This is a genomic window from Nitratireductor indicus C115, assembly GCF_000300515.1.
Taxonomy (GTDB): Bacteria; Pseudomonadota; Alphaproteobacteria; order Rhizobiales; family Rhizobiaceae; genus Nitratireductor; species Nitratireductor indicus.
In genome coordinates this window covers 153,242-171,476 of the sequence record NZ_AMSI01000009.1, presented here as the reverse complement: position 1 = coordinate 171,476, position 18,235 = coordinate 153,242, and the positions used below count along the sequence as shown (strand labels likewise).

The 18,235-nt window shown below is 62.0% G+C and carries 20 protein-coding genes; 7 read left to right on the top strand and 13 right to left on the bottom strand.

Annotated elements, in window-relative coordinates:
- Positions 1–105 precede the first annotated feature (105 nt).
- The 5 genes from ppa to NA8A_RS14500 form a co-directional block, all read right to left on the bottom strand.
- Positions 106–645: an inorganic diphosphatase gene (gene ppa, locus NA8A_RS14520; RefSeq protein WP_009451078.1), complete on the bottom strand. Its 540-nt coding sequence runs from the start codon at positions 643–645 to the stop codon at positions 106–108.
- A 186-nt stretch (positions 646–831) separates the two neighbouring features.
- Positions 832–1,338, bottom strand: a complete 507-nt coding sequence (locus tag NA8A_RS14515; protein WP_009451077.1) for a GNAT family N-acetyltransferase — start codon at positions 1,336–1,338, stop codon at positions 832–834.
- A gap of 85 nt (positions 1,339–1,423) precedes the next feature.
- Complete coding sequence (locus NA8A_RS14510; protein ID WP_143088066.1) at positions 1,424–2,068, bottom strand: TPM domain-containing protein; 645 nt, start codon at positions 2,066–2,068, stop codon at positions 1,424–1,426.
- Between the two features lies 1 nt (position 2,069).
- On the bottom strand, positions 2,070–2,906 hold the full coding sequence (locus NA8A_RS14505; RefSeq protein WP_009451075.1) for a TPM domain-containing protein: 837 nt from the start codon (positions 2,904–2,906) through the stop codon (positions 2,070–2,072).
- A gap of 16 nt (positions 2,907–2,922) precedes the next feature.
- Positions 2,923–3,561 (bottom strand): LemA family protein, encoded by a 639-nt coding sequence (locus NA8A_RS14500; protein WP_009451074.1) that lies wholly within the window; start codon positions 3,559–3,561, stop codon positions 2,923–2,925.
- A gap of 214 nt (positions 3,562–3,775) precedes the next feature.
- On the opposite strand from NA8A_RS14500, the gene NA8A_RS14495 reads away from it, so the two are divergent.
- The 3 genes from NA8A_RS14495 to NA8A_RS14485 are packed head-to-tail and all read left to right on the top strand — an operon-like array spanning position 3,776 to position 5,572.
- Positions 3,776–3,982 carry a hypothetical protein gene (locus NA8A_RS14495; RefSeq protein ID WP_040672679.1) on the top strand — a complete coding sequence of 69 codons (207 nt, stop codon included), beginning with the start codon at positions 3,776–3,778 and terminating at the stop codon, positions 3,980–3,982.
- 6 nt (positions 3,983–3,988) lie between these two features.
- Positions 3,989–4,873 carry a pyridoxal kinase PdxY gene (pdxY, locus tag NA8A_RS14490; protein ID WP_009451072.1) on the top strand — a complete coding sequence of 295 codons (885 nt, stop codon included), beginning with the start codon at positions 3,989–3,991 and terminating at the stop codon, positions 4,871–4,873.
- A 54-nt stretch (positions 4,874–4,927) separates the two neighbouring features.
- On the top strand, positions 4,928–5,572 hold the full coding sequence (locus NA8A_RS14485; protein WP_009451071.1) for a carbonic anhydrase: 645 nt from the start codon (positions 4,928–4,930) through the stop codon (positions 5,570–5,572).
- 152 nt (positions 5,573–5,724) lie between these two features.
- Here NA8A_RS14485 and typA read toward each other — a convergent pair whose 3' ends face one another.
- From typA to NA8A_RS14470, 3 genes are all read right to left on the bottom strand, one after another.
- Positions 5,725–7,548, bottom strand: coding sequence for a translational GTPase TypA (typA, locus tag NA8A_RS14480; RefSeq protein ID WP_009451070.1), 1,824 nt, complete (start codon positions 7,546–7,548; stop codon positions 5,725–5,727).
- Between the two features lie 169 nt (positions 7,549–7,717).
- Entirely contained in the window at positions 7,718–9,286 is a 1,569-nt protein-coding gene (locus NA8A_RS14475) for an alkaline phosphatase D family protein (RefSeq protein ID WP_009451069.1), read from the bottom strand.
- A gap of 182 nt (positions 9,287–9,468) precedes the next feature.
- Entirely contained in the window at positions 9,469–11,520 is a 2,052-nt protein-coding gene (locus NA8A_RS14470; RefSeq protein WP_009451068.1) for a M3 family metallopeptidase, read from the bottom strand.
- Positions 11,521–11,700: 180 nt separating this feature from the next.
- Here NA8A_RS14470 and NA8A_RS14465 point away from each other — a divergent pair, with 180 nt between their 5' ends.
- From NA8A_RS14465 to NA8A_RS14450, 4 genes are all read left to right on the top strand, one after another.
- Positions 11,701–12,162 carry a MarR family winged helix-turn-helix transcriptional regulator gene (locus tag NA8A_RS14465; RefSeq protein ID WP_009451067.1) on the top strand — a complete coding sequence of 154 codons (462 nt, stop codon included), beginning with the start codon at positions 11,701–11,703 and terminating at the stop codon, positions 12,160–12,162.
- The gene (locus NA8A_RS14460) at positions 12,159–13,415 is read left to right on the top strand and encodes a multidrug effflux MFS transporter (protein WP_009451066.1); all 1,257 of its coding nucleotides are present in this window, start codon (positions 12,159–12,161) and stop codon (positions 13,413–13,415) included. Before NA8A_RS14465 ends, NA8A_RS14460 begins: the two co-directional genes overlap by 4 nt.
- An 82-nt stretch (positions 13,416–13,497) precedes the next feature.
- Positions 13,498–14,109 carry a LysE family translocator gene (locus tag NA8A_RS14455; RefSeq protein ID WP_009451065.1) on the top strand — a complete coding sequence of 204 codons (612 nt, stop codon included), beginning with the start codon at positions 13,498–13,500 and terminating at the stop codon, positions 14,107–14,109.
- A 10-nt stretch (positions 14,110–14,119) separates the two neighbouring features.
- Entirely contained in the window at positions 14,120–14,731 is a 612-nt protein-coding gene (locus NA8A_RS14450; protein ID WP_009451064.1) for a LysE family translocator, read from the top strand.
- 84 nt (positions 14,732–14,815) lie between these two features.
- Here NA8A_RS14450 and NA8A_RS14445 read toward each other — a convergent pair whose 3' ends face one another.
- From NA8A_RS14445 to ccmB, 5 genes are all read right to left on the bottom strand, one after another.
- Positions 14,816–15,853, bottom strand: coding sequence for a DUF2332 domain-containing protein (locus tag NA8A_RS14445; RefSeq protein WP_009451063.1), 1,038 nt, complete (start codon positions 15,851–15,853; stop codon positions 14,816–14,818).
- A gap of 84 nt (positions 15,854–15,937) precedes the next feature.
- A complete protein-coding gene (locus tag NA8A_RS14440; RefSeq protein ID WP_009451062.1) occupies positions 15,938–16,546 on the bottom strand; it encodes a DsbE family thiol:disulfide interchange protein in 609 nt (202 codons plus the stop codon).
- Positions 16,543–16,722: a heme exporter protein CcmD gene (ccmD, locus tag NA8A_RS14435; RefSeq protein WP_009451061.1), complete on the bottom strand. Its 180-nt coding sequence runs from the start codon at positions 16,720–16,722 to the stop codon at positions 16,543–16,545. The genes NA8A_RS14440 and ccmD overlap by 4 nt, the downstream gene beginning before the upstream one ends.
- Positions 16,719–17,507: a heme ABC transporter permease gene (locus NA8A_RS14430; RefSeq protein WP_009451060.1), complete on the bottom strand. Its 789-nt coding sequence runs from the start codon at positions 17,505–17,507 to the stop codon at positions 16,719–16,721. Before NA8A_RS14430 ends, ccmD begins: the two co-directional genes overlap by 4 nt.
- Positions 17,508–17,550: 43 nt before the next feature.
- The gene (gene ccmB, locus NA8A_RS14425) at positions 17,551–18,216 is read right to left on the bottom strand and encodes a heme exporter protein CcmB (protein ID WP_009451059.1); all 666 of its coding nucleotides are present in this window, start codon (positions 18,214–18,216) and stop codon (positions 17,551–17,553) included.
- Between the last annotated feature and the right edge of the window lie 19 nt (positions 18,217–18,235).

Below are 18,235 nucleotides of genomic sequence, written 5' to 3'. Positions count from 1 at the left end.
CAGGCTTCCGTACAAACGCGAACAGGTGGTGCATGCCGGGACAAAGCTCCCTGCATGCACCGCCTGTTTTCAAGTCTCGCGGGTGCAGAACCCGCAGGTCGAACCTCAGTCGGTCGGGTTCGCCTTGGCGCGATCGATGGCTTCGACGATGAGGCGGCGTGCCGCCGAAGCATCCATCCAGTCGCCGATCTTGACCCACTTGCCGGGCTCCAGATCCTTGTAGTGCTCGAAGAAATGCTGAATCTGCTGCAGGGTGATTTCCGGCAGATCCTTGTAGTCCTTCACATTCTCATAGCGGCGAGTGAGATGCGGAGAAGGTACGGCGATGATCTTCTCGTCCTGGCCGGAATTGTCTTCCATCACCAGAACGCCGATGGGGCGCACATTGATGACGCAACCGGGAATGAGCTGGCGCGTATTGCACACGAGCACGTCGATGGGGTCGCCATCGTCGGACAGCGTATGCGGCACGAAGCCGTAATTGCCGGGATAGGTCATCGGCGTATAGAGGAAGCGGTCTACGACCAGCGTGCCGGATTTCTTGTCCATCTCATACTTGATCGGCTGGCCGCCGACCGGAACTTCGATGATGACGTTGACGTCTTCCGGGGGATTGTCGCCGGTGCTGATGGCGTCGATGCGCATGGGCGGTGAAGTCCTTCATACTGCTGGTAAGGGCTGCGAAGGACCGGCGCGACCGTCATGAGGCCTGCCGGACACACAGCCTGGGAGGAATGGGAAGGGCTTTATCGCGTCACGCGCGCCAAGGCAATGCAACTCATGTTGCGCTGCGGCAATTTCAGGCGACAGAAAAGGAAATCGGCCTGTCTTTCAGTCCCAGACGAAGGCAAGCTTGCGCAGGGCCTTGTTGTCGAAAACCTCGACACCCTCGGCGACATCGCGGCCGCCCGCACCGGCATAGAAGGAAAGTGCCGGATCGTTGTCCTCCAGCGCCCAGACCACGAGCCCGTCCAGCCCATGCGCAACGAGCATTTCCCGAGCCGCCGTGAAAAGACGTTTGCCGAGTCCGACGCCCTGATATTCGGGGCGCAGGTAAAGCTCGTAGATTTCGCCTTCCTGCGGCAATTCCCGGGCCCGATTCCGGCCCAGGGTGGCGTAGCCGGCTATTTCTCCGCCAATCTCCAGCACCAGCACCGTGGCCGAACGGCGGATCGCATTCGCCCACCAGCGCGGCCCGCGCCGCCCGACCATGCGGTTGAGGGCGCTGTAGGGAATAATGCCCGTATAGGCTCCCCGCCATGCGGTATCATGCACCTCGGCGACCGCTTCCGCGTCCGCAGGTTCTGCCCGTCTGATGTCGATCGTCAGCGTGTTCATGGTTTCTTAACCATAGCTGCGTCGGCGGGCGATGCGCAAGCGCGATGCACCTCCGCTTTTGAATTGTTTCTCGCCCGGTGGAAAATCAGATTTCCGTCAGGCGATCTTCGATCTCATTGGGGTTGCTGCTGCCCGCCGGAAAATGCTTTGTGAGAACTTCGCCAACCTGCTCCACCGCACATACGAAGCCCTCTGCAAGCGCCCCGCGCCCGGCATGATCGAGCAGGATATCGACCGTCTTGTCCCAGACGGCCTGCTCGACCTTCGCGTTGATCTCGTTGTCTGCCACCACCTCCACATAACGCTCGGCAAGCGAAACGAAGATGAGAACGCCCGTGCGGTTCTGCGTCATGTGGATGTTGTGGGCAAGAAACTGCTTTTGCGCATTGTCGTGCGCCCGCCGGTAGCGCAGCGGCCACGGCATCAGGGAAACCCGCAGCGCCGGATAGCAGGCAAAGAGCACCGCAATAAGTAGGAAGGTCATGATCTGGGCTGCCGGAATGGTCAGCGGGTCGACCGTAATCCAGAGCGCCTTCAAAACAACTGCGGCAAGGAACCCGAGCACAAGGACAATCGCCGCCGCCATCAGGGCCGCGGGATAGAAATAGGCATCGCTCCGATGCGCGAGCACGCAATAGATCTCACCGCTGGTCCGCTTTTCGGCAGCGCCGATGGCCTTCGCGACCCGATCATGATCGGCGGCGGAAAGCATATGCTTCACTCTCTTCATCTCACCAGCTCCCCGAAGCGCCGCCGCCGCCCGACGAACCGCCCCCGCCGGAGAAGCCGCCGCCTCCGCTCGAAAAGCCGCCGCCGGAAGAACGCCCGCCACCCGACGAGCTGTTGTAGTCCACCGTCATGCCAAGCCAGCGGTAACGCCCGCGCCCCACCTTCTTTCCGAAAATGCGTGCGAAAAACATCACGCCGAACGTGCCGAAGAAGATCGTTGCCCAGATCACGACGAAAATGCCGCCGACAATGTCCTCGCCGGAAATGCTCGTCTCGTTGCGCTTGGCGCGCGCTTCAAGTTCGGCGCCATTGCCCTCCAGAACAGCGATGATGTCATCCACTGCGCGGCTGATGCCGCCGGAGAAATCGCCTGCGCGAAACGCCGGCACCATGGTGTTCTCGATGATCAGCTTGGAATGCAGGTCCGTCAGCGTACCTTCGAGCCCATACCCCACTTCGATCCGCATCTTGCGGTCGTCGAGCGCCACCAGAAGAAGCACGCCGTTGTTCTCGCCCGCCTGCCCCAAGCCCCAGGTGCGAAACATTCGGTTCGCGTAAGGTTCCAGTGCTTCGCCATCGAGGCTCTTGATGGTGGCGACCACGATCTGATCGGAGGATTTCTGCTCGAAGGCCGCGAGCCGATCCGTAAGCGAGCCTTCGCTCGCTTCGTCGATAATCCCGGCATTGTCGACCACCCGGCCCGTAAGCGCCGGTATTTCGGCCGCCATGACCGGCAGCGCGAAGAGGGCAAGCAGCATCGAAGCAAGGAAAGACAGGCGGAGCAGCCCTCGCCCGATCCACATGCGGCGCGGCAAGCCGCGCCAGAACGCATGGAACATCACCGGATGGCCCCGCTTACCCGCCGTTCTGCGTGCCGAAATTCACCGACGGCACTTCCATCTTGTCTTCCGCAATGGTGAAGGTTTCGAAAGGCTTGGCGTCGGTGAACCAGAATTTCGCCCACAGCATGCTCGGCAGCGTGCGAAGCGACGTGTTGTAAAGGCGCACCGCCTCGATATAGTCACGCCGTGCCACCGCAATGCGGTTTTCCGTGCCCTCAAGCTGGGCTTGCAGCGCCAGGAAATTCTGGTTGGACTTCAGGTCAGGATAGTTTTCGACAACCGCCAGAAGGCGCGACAAGGCGCCCGTCAGGCCCGACTGCCCTTCCTGAAACGCCTTGAAGGCATCGGGATTGGTGAGCATCTCGGGCGACACCTGCACCTGCGTTGCCTTGGCGCGCGCTTCCACGACACCCTGCAGAACCTCACGCTCCTGCGCCGCATAGCCTTTGACCGTCTCCACAAGATTGGGGATCAGGTCGGCCCGGCGCTGGTATTGGTTGAGGACTTCGCTCCAGGCGGCTTTCGCCTGCTCTTCCCGCGTCGGGATCGTGTTGAACCCGCATGCGGATAGAAGCGGCAACATGAGAAAGAGAGCGACAATGGCAAGAATTCCGCGCGGAACACCCGCGCCCAGCGGCTTTGCGACAGACATGGAGCATTCCTTCATCTGCATTAAGTCTCGTAACGATAGGATTTGGTCCAGTGATAGGAAACCAATTCCGAATGTCGACCCCATGCTATAGGTTCAATGGAAGCTTTTCACCAGGTATTGTCGCATGGCTCCACGACCGGAAAACGACGCGGCTCGGAATGAAGCCCGCAACAGTGCCCCCGATAAAGCCGGAAGCGGCGGCCGGGACGAGGCGATGTCGGAATCCCGCCGCATCCTCGCCCGCATCGGGCGCGAGAGCGATGCTTCCGTGATGACCCGTGTGCGCGATCACGTCGCCGCACGCGACGTGGATGACAAGGACCCGGTCGAACTTTGGGGAACCCGCATCGGTCGCTTCATTGCTGTGAGTGTTCTCGTCATCTTCATTCTCTGGCTTTTGTTCTACGTTCTGGGCGGATAGCAGCATATGCAGGATCAGGAATTGAAGGGCGCCAAGCGCGCCGTGATCGTTGTTTCAAGCCATGTGGCGCGCGGCACCGTAGGCAATCGCGCCGCCGTTTTTGCATTGGAATCGCTTGGGTTTCCCGTATGGGCCGTCCCCACGATCCTGCTTCCATGGCACCCCGGTCACGGACCTGCCACCCGCATCGTTCCGGAAGCGGAAACATTTGCCAGCTTCATGCACGATCTGGAAAACGCGCCATGGCTGGGTGAGGTCCAGGCTGTTCTGAGCGGCTATCTCGGCCATGCGAGCCAGGCCGATGCGGTGGCAAGCCTCGTGAACGAGCTGCGCCAGCGCAATCCCGATGCTTTGTATGTCTGCGATCCGGTACTGGGCGACAGGCAGGGCCTCTACGTGCCGGAGGCAACGGCCGCCGCCATGCGCGACCGGCTGATGCCGCTCGCCGATATCGCCACCCCCAATCGTTTCGAGCTCGAGTGGCTGACGGGAAGGAACGCAGGCACGACGCAGGCGGCAATCGCGGCAGCACGCGTGGCGGGTCCCGATTGCGTGCTGGTCACCTCCGCGCCCACCGAGAACGAAGCGAGGCAGGCCAACCTGCTCGTTACCGGAAAAGACGCGTTGCGCGCGGAGCATGAAACGGTCGCCAATGCGCCGAACGGCACCGGCGATCTTACCGCGGCGCTTTATCTGGCCCGCCTTCTCTCTGGGGAAAAACCGGCCGAGGCGCTGGCTCTTGCCACCGGGTCTGTGATCGAGCTTCTCGGCAAGGCGGCCGCCCGGGGCGCAGACGAACTAATGCTTGAAACGGATCGTTCGAGCCTGACCCAGCCGCTTGTCCCGATAAATGCAAGCGCGGTTGATGACGGCGCCTCGCATGCGGCGTGACCGGCATGCAAAATCGCATTGCCTGACGACGCGTTTCCGGCTATTCGGCTTCCCATGACCCATCTGCCAGAAAGGCTGCTCGCCGGCTATCGCAACTTCATGGCCGGGCGCTATGCCGCCGAAAGCGATCGTTACCGTTCATTGGCCAAGCAAGGCCAATCCCCGAAAACAATGGTCATTGCCTGCTGCGATTCCCGCGCCGCACCGGAGACGATCTTCGATTGTGGCCCCGGCGAGCTTTTTGTCGTGCGCAATGTTGCCAATCTCGTGCCGCCTTATGCACCCGATGACCAGCATCACGGCACATCCGCCGCTCTGGAATTCGCCGTGCAGAGCCTCAAGGTGCAGCATATCATCGTGATGGGCCATGGCCGTTGCGGCGGCATCGGCGCGGCACTGAACCCATCGGCAGAACCGCTGTCGCCGGGCGATTTCATCGGCAAGTGGATGAACCTTGTGGCGCCCGCCGCCGAGGCGATTTCCGGCAACGCGATGATGACGCCCGCGGAACGCCAGACGGCGCTGGAGCGCATCTCCATCCGTTACCAGGTCAACAATCTGCGCAGCTTTCCCTGCGTCAAGATTCTCGAGGAGAAAGGCCGCCTGACCCTGCATGGCGCCTGGTTCGACATCTCCAGCGGAGAATTGTGGGTCATGGACCCCAAGACCGGCGATTTCGAGCGCCCCATCCTCGACTGAGGCAGTGCTGGCGAGCAGCGTTTCGCGTCAGGCGGAAATGCGCAAGACTGGATGCTCCAGCAAAGGCATCCACGCTGCCCCATCCTCATCCTTTCGCACAAAAAAACAGCCGGATCAAAAGATCCGGCTGTCTGATTTGAACGGTTCTGCCGTCAGGCCGCGCCGGCCTTCTGCTTTTCGAACCGCTTGCGCTCATGCGGATCGAGATAGAGCTTGCGCAGGCGTATCGACTTCGGCGTCACCTCGACCAGCTCATCGTCCTGGATCCACGACAGAGCACGCTCCAGCGTCATGCGGATCGGCGGTGTAAGCTTCACCGCCTCATCCTTGCCGGCGGCGCGGATGTTGGTGAGCTTCTTGCCCTTCAGCACATTGACTTCGAGGTCGTTGTCGCGGCTGTGAATGCCGATGATCATGCCCTGATAGACCTTGGTGCCCGCGTCGATGACCATCGGGCCGCGATCTTCCAGGTTGAACAGGGCGTAGGCTGCCGCCTCGCCATTGTCGTTCGAGATAAGCACGCCGTTGATACGGCCGGCGATCTCACCCTTATAAGGCTGATATTCGTGGAACAGCCGGTTCATGATGGCCGTGCCGCGCGTGTCCGTAAGCAGCTCCGACTGATAGCCGATCAGGCCGCGCGTCGGCGCGTGGAAGACGAGGCGCTGACGGTCGCCGCCCGAGGGGCGCAGCTCGACCATCTCGGCCTTGCGCTCCGACATCTTCTGCACGACGATGCCCGAGTGCTCCTCGTCCACGTCGATGACCACCTCTTCGATGGGCTCCAGAAGCTGGCCGCTCTCGTCCTTCTGCATGACGACGCGTGGACGCGACACGGCAAGTTCGAAGCCTTCGCGGCGCATGGTCTCGATAAGCACTGCGAGCTGCAGTTCGCCACGACCGGAGACGTAGAAGGAATCCTTGTCCTCCGCTTCCTCGATCTTCAGCGCCACATTGCCCTCGGCCTCCTTCAGGAGGCGGTCGCGGATGACACGGCTCGTCACCTTGTCACCCTCGGTACCGGCAAGCGGGGAATCGTTGACGATGAAGCTCATGGTCACGGTCGGCGGATCGATGGGCTGTGCAGCCATCGGTGCGTCGATGGACGGATCGCAGAACGTATCGGCGACAGTACCCTTGGAAAGGCCCGCAATGGCGACGATATCGCCCGCCTGCGCTTCCTCGATGGGCTGGCGCTCAAGACCGCGGAAAGCGAGAATCTTCGACACACGGCCGCTTTCCAGAAGCGAACCGTCGTGATGCAACACCTTCACCGCCTGGTTCGGCTTCACCGAACCGGCCGCGACGCGGCCAGTGATGATGCGGCCCAGGAAGGGGTTTGCCTCAAGGATCGTCCCGATCATGCGGAACGGGCCGGCTTCCGTGGCCGGCTCCGGCACGTGTTCCAGAACCAGATCGAAAAGCGGAGCGAGCTCCTGATCCTTCGGCCCCTCGGGGTTATGGTTCATCCAGCCATCGCGGCCCGAGCCGTAAAGGATCGGGAAGTCGAGCTGCTCGTCCGTCGCATCGAGAGCCGCAAACAGATCGAACACCTCATTGATGACCTCATCGGCGCGGGCGTCCGGGCGATCGATCTTGTTGATGGCGACGATCGGCTTCAGGCCGACCTTCAGCGCCTTGCCGACGACGAACTTCGTCTGGGGCATCGGGCCTTCGGCTGCATCCACGAGAAGCACGGCGCCATCCACCATCGACAGGATACGCTCCACCTCGCCGCCGAAATCGGCGTGGCCGGGTGTGTCGACGATGTTGATGCGGGTGTCCTTCCATTCCACCGAGGTGGCCTTGGCAAGGATCGTGATGCCGCGTTCCTTTTCGATGTCGTTCGAATCCATGGCGCGTTCGGCAATGCGCTGGTTTTCACGGAAAGCGCCGGACTGCTTCAGAAGCTGATCGACAAGAGTCGTTTTCCCATGGTCGACATGGGCGATGATCGCAATGTTGCGCAGTTTCATGTGTGCTCTTTTTGGGGTCGGCGGGCGCGCAGAAGGCAGGCGCAGCCAGTTTCTATCGCCGCGCTCATACAGCTTTTTTTGCAAATGCGAAAGAGCGCAGCGTTTTTGAAGCCGACATTCCGGCGTAAAGGGAGGCAGATGCGAATGCATCCGCCTCCTGTTTCCGGTCTCAAGCCGAGCGAACCGGGTCGAGCGTCACCTTGTAGAGTTCCACGTCGTCGCGATCCATGAGGCGCACCGTCATCTGCTCGGTAGCCGCATCGATATCCACGAGACCGAAGAACTGGAACCCGGCCGAAGGCGGCAGGTTGGCGCCCTGCTCCGCACTCGGGGCCTTCACATATTTCAGCTCCGGCCCGAAGGTCTGGTCGAGATCGTTCGGACCGAACGTGCCGGCGTGCAATGGGCCGGAAACGAATTCCCAGAAGGGCTTGAAGTCCTGAAACTGCGCCTTGTCGGGATTGTAGTAGTGCGCGGCAGTGTAATGAACGTCCGCCGTCAGCCACACGGTGTTTTCGATGCCTGCATTCTTGATGAAGCGCAGGAGATCGGCGATTTCCAGTTCGCGGCCACGCGCAGCGCCATTGTCGCCATTGGCAACCGCCTCGATTTTCTCGCCATCGGGCACGACGAGTCCGATCGGCATGTCGGCGGCAATCACCTTCCAGGTAGCGCGGGAATTGGCAAGCTCGCGCTTCAGCCACTGCACCTGCTGATCGCCCAGGATGCGGGCCTCATCCGTCAGCGTTTCCTGCATGGAATCGCTGTTGGGGCCGCGGTAGGAACGCATGTCGAGGAAGAACACATCGAGCATCGGTCCATAGGCGATCTTGCGATAGACCCGACCGGGCTCGGCCGGCGTATAGCGGATAGGCGTCATCTCATGGAAAGCGCGGGCAGCACGCGCTTGGAGAAGCGGCACGGACTTCACCTTGTAGCGATCGTCGGCGGTCAGGTCCTTGGAGGCCGACCAGTTGTTGATGACCTCGTGATCGTCCCACTGGAAGAAGGTCGGGCAAACCGCGTTCAGCGCGCGCACATGCTCGTCCATCATGTTGTACTTCCACTGACCGCGGAACTCATCGAGCGTCTCCGCGACCTTGCTCTTTTCTTCCGTAACGACCTTGTTGACCCATTTGGTACCGTCCTTCAGGTCGACTTCCTTCTGGATCGCGCCGTCCGCATAGATCGTATCGCCCGAGTGCAGGAAGAAGTCAGGCTCGTGGCGACCCATGGTGGCATAGGTCTTCATGCCGACCTCGTCGATACCCCAGCCCTGGCCGGCCGTATCGCCGGACCAGGCGAAACGGATGTTCCGGCGCGCGGAAGGCGCAGTGCGGAAGCGGCCGACGATCGGCTCGGAAGAGGCCGAAACATCGTCGAGGTCCACCGCCGTCATGCGGTAGAAGATGTCCTGATCAGGTGTGAGGTTTTCCAGAAGACGCTTCACCGTGAAATCGCTGTCCGGCAGCACGTCCATGCTGGTGAGGCGCGTCGCGTCCTTGAAGCTTTCGGTGTTCGAAATCTCGAACTGGACCCGTGCCGGACGGTCGGTGCGCGTCCAGATCATGCCGGTGGTGGTGTCAACATCGCCCGACTGCACGCCATGCGTAAAGAGCGGGCGCGCCCCGGCACGCGAAATGGCGGGCATCGCAAGCCCGCCAAAGGCCGATGCCAGAGCCGTCACCCCGGTGCCGATCAGAAATTTGCGGCGGGTACTCACTGTAAAGGACGTCATGCCAGTCTCCCTCGAAACGGTTGATTCGTGGGAGGCACTCTCGTCGCCGAATGTTGCAGCCGCTTATCGGCTGGATGACAGCTATCTGAAGTTTCGAAGACAGCCGGCTGAAGACCTTGCTGTCCCCTGCAAACACAGGAGCAAACACTGGAGCCGCAGCTTCATGCCCGATGTTTCGAGCATCAAGCCAGGCCCTTCTTCTCCATCATCGCTTCCGGCGTGGGCAGCCTGCCGCGAAAAGCCGTGTAGAGTTCTTCCGGATCGGCCGACCCGCCCGCCGAATAGATGTGCCGGCGCAGCTTTTCCGCAGTCTCGGGATCGAACGGATCGCCCGCTTCCTCGAAAGCGCGGAAGGCATCCGCGTCGAGCACCTCCGACCACATGTATGAATAGTAGCCGGCTGAATATCCGTCTCCCGCAAAGACATGCAGGAATTGCGGTGTGCGGTGACGCATCGCGATAGCGTCCGGCATCTCCAGTTCGGCAAGTGTCTGGGCCTCGAAGCCGAGCGGATCCTCGGGGGCTTCGCTCTGGCTGTGAAACGCCATGTCCACAAGGGCGGAAGCCGTGAACTCGACCGTTGCGAAACCGGCATCGAAGGTGCGAGCGGCGAGCATCTTCTCCAGCAGCTCCTTCGGCATCGGTTCTCCGGTATCCACATGCACCGCGAATTTCTCCAGAACCTGCGGCACGGTGAACCAATGCTCATAAAGCTGCGATGGCAACTCAACGAAATCGCGCGACACCGCCGTTCCGGCGATGGAAGGCCATGTCACATCGCTCAGAAGCCCATGCAGCGCATGGCCGAATTCATGAAACAGCGTACGCGCCTCGTCCATGGACAGAAGCGCCGGTCGACCCTTCGGCGGCTTGGCGAAGTTCATCACATTGTAGATGATCGGCGACTTGCCGGCGCCAAGCTTGTAGCCCGACTGCAGGGCGCTCATCCAGGCGCCCGACCGTTTGGAAGGACGGTTGAAATAATCGGCCAGGAAAACACCCCGCGACGACCCCTCGGCATTGCGCACCAGAAAGGTGCGAACATCCTCATGCCAGGCCGCAATACCCACCTGTTCCTCGAAGGTGAGGCCGAACAGGCGGTTCGCCACATCGAAGCAGGCAGCAACGACGTTCTCGAGCGCCAGATAAGGTTTCAGCGCACTTTCATCGAAGGCAAAGCGCTCGGCGCGGCGCTTTTCGGCATAATAACGCCAATCCCATGGCGCGATGGCATGGTTATGGCCCTCTGCGGCAGCAAGACGGGCAAGCTCCTTCTCGTCCTCGGCGGCTTTCTCGCGCGCCTTGCGCCAGACCGGCTGGAGAAGTTCCTGCACGGCCTGCGGGGTCTTGGCCATGGTATCGTCGAGCTTGAGCGCGGCGAAGGTGTCATAGCCCAGAAGTCTGGCCTTCTCGGTGCGCAGTTCGAGCGTGCGGCGCACCACATCTCCATTGTCTGTCTCGCCGCCATTCTCGCCCCGGCGCGTGAAGGCTTCGAACACCTTCTCACGGAGATCACGCCGCTCCGATGACGAAAGGAACGGTTCAACGATGGAACGCGAAAGCGTGGCGGCATAACGCCCTGCCTCGCCGCGCCCTTCCGCGGCCTCCGCCATGGCGCTTTTGAGGGCGTCGGAAAGGCCCGCAAGGTCTGCCTCGTCAAGGAAGAGCGCCCAGCTGCTTTCATCAGCCAGCACATTCTGGCCGAACGTCGCGCCAAGACCTGCCAGTTCCTCGTTGATCTTCGCCAGCCTTTCCTTGGCATCGGGGCCGAGTTTCGCACCGCCGCGCACGAAGCGCTTCCAGGTCTTCTCCAGAACCCTGTCACTCTCGGCATCGAGACCCAGAGAAGCACGCTTCTCATAGAGCGCGTCGATCCGTGCAAACAGCTCCGCATTCATGAAGATCGCCGAAACATGGCGGGCCATGCGCGGCGAAATATCCCGCTCCAGCGCCCGGATCGTGTCGTTGGTATGAGCGCCTGCACGGCACCAGAAGATGGCGGATACTTTCGAGAGCGCATCCCCGGCAAGTTCCAGCGCCGCCAGTGTGTTCTCCACCGTCGCCGGTTCCAGGCTTTCCGCTATCGCCTCCACCTCTGCCTCATGCGCGGCGAGCGCGGCATCGAAGACCGGGGCGAAATCCGCATCGCCGAAGGCGCGGAAATCGGGCAGCCCGAGCGGTCCGTTCCAGTTCACGAGCGGATGGGTGGAAAGGTCGACTTTTATGTTCTGCATGACGGGTTCCGGATCGGAGAAAGAGGTTCCCTGTCGATGTAGGCGCGCGAACCGAAGCGCGCAATGGCTACACCTCGCCGCTTTCCCGAACGAAGCCACCGCCGGGAGCGCATTGACGGAAGCGGCATGAAAATATATGTATAGCTTATAATAAGTATCCCTTAGTACCAGCGTGCAACCATGCCCCGCAACGTCAATCCCGAATCTTTCGGGTTCCTGCTTACCGATCTCTACCGCCTGATCCGCGCTGAAATGGACCGTGCCATCGCAGAAGCGGGCATTGGCGTGACAGCAGGCGAGGCGCGAACGCTTTCCCACGCCGCCCGCGCCGGAACCGTGCGCCAGAACGTGCTTGCAGAACGCATGGGCGTGGAAGCGATGACGCTGAGCGGCTATCTCGACAGGCTGGAAGCCCGCGGCCTCGTTGCCCGCCTGAACGACCCGACGGATCGCCGCGCCAAGCTGGTGGAGCTGACCGATGCGGCCGATGAGGTTCTGAACACCGTTGCGGAAGTCGCCGCCCGGGTGCGGCGCAAGGCAGCCGGCGACATGCCCCTGCCTGAATGGGAACGCTTCCTGGAAAAGCTCAAGCTCGTACGCGACAATCTTTCCGCAGCGCCGGAACCGGAGGCGCGCACATGAACGTCGAGCCCAAATCGCCTGCTCCCGACGCCCCCTTAATGAGCGAAAGGCGCACGAGCATTATCGGCGCCATGCTCGTAGCCATCGGTCCCGTCTCGCTCGCCTCCTTCACCCCTGCCATGCCGCAAATCGTGGATGCTTTCGGCACCACGGAAGCGGCGGTGAAGATGACGCTCTCCTTTTATTTCGCGGGATTTGCATTCACGCAGCTTGTCTGCGGCCCCCTGTCCGACGGGTTGGGGCGCAAACCGGTCACCTTCGTGTTCATGAGCATCTATGTTCTGGCGAGCCTGATCGCGCTTCTGTCGCCGAACATCGAGATCCTGATCTTCGCCCGTTTCCTCCAGGGTGTCGGCGCAGCCGTGGGCGTTGCTGTTTCACGCGCCATCGTGCGTGACCTTTTCACCCATGAACGGTCCGCGCGCATCATGAATCTGATGGGCATCATTCTGGCGCTCGGACCGGCGATAGCCCCAACGCTGGGCGGCCTCACGATGGAGGTCGCCGGATGGCATGCGATCTTCATGCTGATGCTGATTGCGGGCATAGCGATCATCATCGTCGTGCATTTCTGCATGCGTGAAACCGTGGAACGCGACATTTCCCGCATCAAGCCGGCAGCGTTGATCCACTCCTACGTCACGCTTACCCGCAGCGCCTATTTCATGCTGTCGAGCCTCGTGGTGGCGGGATCGGTCGGTACGCTCTACACGCTGGCGACCGTCCTCCCCTTCATCCTGATGAACCGCGCTGGATTGACGCCCTCGCAATTCGGCCTCGGCATGCTCGCCCAGAGCGGCATGTATTTTTCGGGCTCGGTCGCGGCACGGTTCCTGATGCAGCGTTTCAATGCAGCCGCGCTGGTTCCCTTCGGCCTCGTGTTCATCGGCATTGGAAGCGTGGCGGTGGCCGTGTCGCTCCATTTCGTGGAGCCCGGCTTCATCAGCGTCATGGGTCCGGTCGGCCTCTATGCCTTCGGCGTCGCCTTCGTCATGCCGGCGATGATGACCGCATCGCTCGCTCCCTTCCCCCGCATGGCCGGCTCCGCTTCCTCCATGATGGGCTTCCTGCAGATGAGCGCCGGCATGATCGGTGGAGCGCTGACAGCAGCCATCGGCGACCCCGTGCGTGGCATGACCATCGTCGTTCCCTGCTTCGGCCTGATAGCGATCGTGTCATGGGTGATCTGGCATCGCCTGCCCGAACCGGACCTGGCCACCGCCATGCGGCCCAATCCACCCGGCCCGCTTTGAACCCGCCATGCATCTTCGTTTGCTTGACAAGCAGTGGGGCCAATGCAAACTCCCGGCTTTCCCAGGCTGAAGGCAGGTCATCATGGATCCGGCATTTCTACTGACAGCCCTCGTGGTGGTGCTCATACCGGGCACGGGCGTGATCTACACGCTCGCCGTAGCGCTCGGGCGCGGCGGAATGGCCTCGGTCTCGGCCGCCTTCGGCTGCACCCTCGGCATCCTTCCGCACATCATGGCAGCGATCCTCGGTCTGGCGGCCCTGCTGCATGCCAGCGCGCTGCTCTTCCAGGTCGTGAAGATCGTCGGCGTGGTCTATCTCCTGTGGATGGCCTGGAGCGCCCTCGGAGACAAGGGCCTCATCGAGGCGGAGCCGGATCGTGCCGAACAGCCCCATTGGCGCATTGTGCTTCGCGGTCTCCTGCTCAACATCCTCAACCCGAAGCTTTCCATCTTCTTTCTCGCTTTCCTGCCGCAATTCGTGCCGGTGGATGCGACCGTGCCTGCCGTTCATATGGCCTGGCTCGGCTTCATCTTCATGGCGATGACATTCGTCGTCTTCGTGATTTACGGCCAAATGGCCGCGCTCGTGCGGGGCAAGGTGCTTTCGAGCCCGGTCATCATGAAGTGGCTGCGCCGTTCCTTTGCCGCCGCTTTCGCCGCGCTCGGCCTGAAGCTCGCCTTCTCGGCACGATAGACGCAGACCGATGGATTTTTCCGCCCTTCTCATTTTCGGGGTCACGCTGCTGGTCGCGGCCGGTTCCCCCGGACCCAGCATTGCAGCACTCGTTGCCCGTGTGATCACCCGCGGCTGGCGGGATGTTCTGCCATTCCTGCTGGCAATGTGGATCGGCGAGGCAATCTGGCTGTCCTTCGCGATCTTCGGGCTGGCCTATGTGGCCGAGACCTTCCATCACCTTTTCGTCGCCATCAAATATGCGGGCGTCGCTTATCTGCTCTATCTCGCCTGGAGAATGTGGACAGCACCTGTGGAAACCGGAACCGGAGAAATGCCCGCAGCGGATTCACGCCTGCGCCTGTTTCTCGCCGGCATGGCCGTCACCCTTGGCAACCCCAAGATCATGATGTTCTATCTGGCGCTTCTGCCCACCCTCATTGACTTGACGTCCGTCACCCTGCTTGGCTGGGCCGAACTCACCGTCACAATGGTGCTGGTTCTGATCGCGGTCGACGCTGCCTGGATGGTCGCTGCCACACAGGCTCGCCGCCTCCTGAAAAGCAGCCGGGCCATGCGCATCGCCAACCGCACCAGCGCCTCCATGATGGCAGGCGCGGCGGCAGCGATCGCCACACGCTGACTCTCGGGTCCCGTGCGTCCTTTTGGACGCACAAAAGACGCCCTCTCCTTCTGTTTTCCAAACCCTGATGCGGAGTGAGGTGCGCTATTCGCCCACCCATTCGATCCAGCGACCGTGAAAATCGCAGCGCGCGATCTGCCGCGTCTCTCCGCCGGGCCACATGGTAAGCTGGACCTGCGCATAGGGCTCCCTGGCGCTCGCCTGCTCCATGCGCAACCATGCGAGCGGCGCCTTGTTGTTCTGGCCTGCCGCAGCCAGCGCCCTCTCGATGCGCGCCCGCGTGACCAGCGGCAAATATTGCCACATGACCGAATGGAAGAGCACGAACACGCTGTCAGGCCTGCGTTTGGCGATTGCCGCTTCCACAAAAGGCGCCGCATCTGCCTTTTCCAGCTGGAAGGGATAGCGTCCCGCAAGCTCGATGGCGGCAGCGAGCCGCTCAAGGCGGGCCGTTTGATCGGCCCAAACATAGGAGGTGAGCCGTAACCGCTCATCGGTCTGGGCAACATCGATGGGTGCAATGTCGCTCCCCCGGCGCGCGACGACCGAAAGCGCTCCGTCAAGCGGCGGCGCATCGCCCCGCACTTCAGGTGAAAGCCGCACGGGGCAAGCGGCATCACCCCATTCGGCATCTCCATAACGATAATGGAAATGGTCGAAGAGCAGGTTCAAACCCGCGCTCGACCCGATCTCATGAAGATCGAGCGGCAGGCCAGTTTCCCGTGCAATCGTCAAAAACCCGGGCAGAAGCATTGCCGAACGGGCAATCTCGTTTGTTTGCGGGGCGCTGTCGAGCGTGGCGGCCAGAGCCGCATCGTGGCGCGCGAGAGCCCCCCTGACGGCATCCGCAAGCTTGGATACAGATAACGCGTTCGGAGGATAGGCAGCCGCAAGCATCTCGTCGCGCCCAGCCAGAACCAGCGCATGCAGCCCGCCGCAGAGCCGCAAAGCCAAGGCATCGTCGTGGAAGTCGCCCGGCCAGTTCGCGATTCGCCTGCCCGTTTGCGTTGTCTCGTCGATCAGCGAGGGCAGCAGGCGGCATAGTTCCGCCGTGAATGGCGACCCCATACGGTCGCACGACTCAGCCTGTTTTTCGAAATGCTCAACAATGCTCACAGCCATGGCAAGATCTCTCCTTCCGTGTGAGCTTATGTCTAGCACAGGCAAAATCGTGATTTTGCGACAGGAAGATTTTTCGCCTGAGCCTCAGCCCGCCGGCACCCCGTACAGCGCCTTTTCCACTGCAGGCATCAGATCGTCGCGGATACTTTCCGGCGTGAACGGCCCCACATGCTTGTAGCGGATCGTGCCGTCCGGTCCGACGAGGAAAGTCTCGGGGACGCCATAAACGCCCCAATCGATAGCGGTACGTCCACTCGCATCGACCCCGATCCGGTCGAAAGGGTTGCCGAGATCGCCGAGGAAGCGCCGCGCATTCTCCGGCTTGTCCTTGTAATTGAGCCCGGCGAGTTCAAAACGTCCATCCTGTGCGAGCTGCATCAGAAGCGGGTGTTCCTGCCGGCACGGCACGCACCACGATCCCCACACATTCACCAACGTCACCTTGCCGGTGAAATCCGCCGTTGAAAGACCCGGCAGGCCGCTGCCCTCCAGAGCCGCGAGCTCAGTCTGGGGAGCAGGTTTGCCGATCAGCGCCGAAGGCACGAGCGACGTGTCGCGCCCAGAGACGAGTTGCATCAGAAAGACCGCCGACAGCGCCAGGAACACCGCAAGCGGGAGAAGGAAAAGTATCCGTCGTGACCGCGCCGGTCTGTCTGGGGATTTTTCGGTGGATTTTTCGCCGGCAGCGCTCACTTGTTCGCTTCCTTGCCCGCCCCTTGGCGATCGGACCGGCGACGGATGCCGCGTTGTTCCAGCTCCTTCAGCTCGCGCCGGCGGGCTGCCTGATCCAGGAGGATCCAGATGCCCAGGGCCGCGATTACCAGCGCTGAAACGCCGTAGGCTGCGAAGACATAAGCCGCATGGGTCATCGCGCCGCCCTTTCCGCCGCACGCGCCGACAACCGGCGCATGGCAATCACCCGCCGCCGCCAGATTTCCGCCCGCATGGCCATGAGATGCAGCGTCAGGAACAGGAAGGTGAAGCCCACTGCACAGATGAGCAGCGGCCATAACAACGAGGGATGGATCGTAGGCCCGTCGAGGCGAAACACGGAAGCCGGCTGGTGCAGCGTGTTCCACCAGTCGACCGAAAACTTGATGATCGGAATGTTGATGAAGCCGACCAGCGTTAGGATCGCCGCCGCCCGCGCAGAGCGGCCGGGATCGTCCATTGCTCGTGTGAGCGCGATGATGCCGAGATACATGAGGAACAGCACGAACACGGACGTCAGCCGCGCATCCCACACCCACCAGGTGCCCCACATGGGCTTGCCCCAGATGGAACCGGTCAGAAGAGCGAGCGCGGTGAAAGCCGCTCCGATGGGGGCTGCCGATTTCAGCGCCACATCGGCGAGCGGATGTTTCCACACCAGCGTTCCGAGCGCAGCCGCCGCCATGAGCGAATAGCAGAACATGGCAAGCCAGGCGAAGGGCACGTGGATATACATGATCCGCACCGTGCTGCCCTGCTGGTAATCCTCCGGTGCCGCGAAAGCCAGATATAGCCCGGCAGCCAGGATCGCCAGCGCAAGCAGGCCAAGCCATGGCACAAGCCGATCCGCCAGCGCGATGAAACGCGTCGGATTGGCAAGCGCCGTGAGGCGGCCGGAAAGCGTTGTGGCTTGCGGGTTGGCGTCTGTCATGCCTGCACCCATAGCGTTGCCTGCCCTGTTCCGCAATCGACTCGATTGCCGCACATCAATCGCCGCTCCAGCGCAAGGCCAGCGCGGCGGCCAGCGGCCCAATCACCGCAAAGAACAGCATAAGGGCGGCAAGAATGAGGAAGGGCGGCAGGAACGGGTCGGGATCGGCCACCGCCCCCCGCGCCGCCGCCACCCCGAAAATGAGCACGGGAATGGTGAGCGGCAGGATCAGGACGGAAACCAGCAGCCCGCCGCGCGGCAGGGCAACCGCCAGCGCCGCCCCCACCGCGCCGATGAAGGTAATTGCCGGCGTTCCCACCGCCAGCGTTGCGGTTGCGGCGGCAATGCCCAATGGCTCCAAATTCATGAAGAGCCCCAGAAGCGGCGTGACGACCACGAGGGGCAGCACATTCACTGTCCAATGCGCGAGACATTTCACGAAAACGGTCAACGCGGTCATGTGACGATGGCCGGTCAGAAGCAGGAGATCGAGCGATCCATCCTCGCGGTCCGCCTGAAACAGGCGCTCCAGCCCGAGCAGGCTCGCCAGAAGCGCGCCGATCCACAATATGGCTGGCCCGATGCGTGCGAGAAGGTTGAGGTCCGGCCCGACGCCGAACGGAATAACCGCCACCACGGCAAGGAAGAAGAGCACGCCGGTCAAGGCCCCGCTGCCCGCCCGCACGCCAAGGCGCGTTTCACGCAGGAACAGGGCTAGCATGCGAATTCTCCAGCATCCG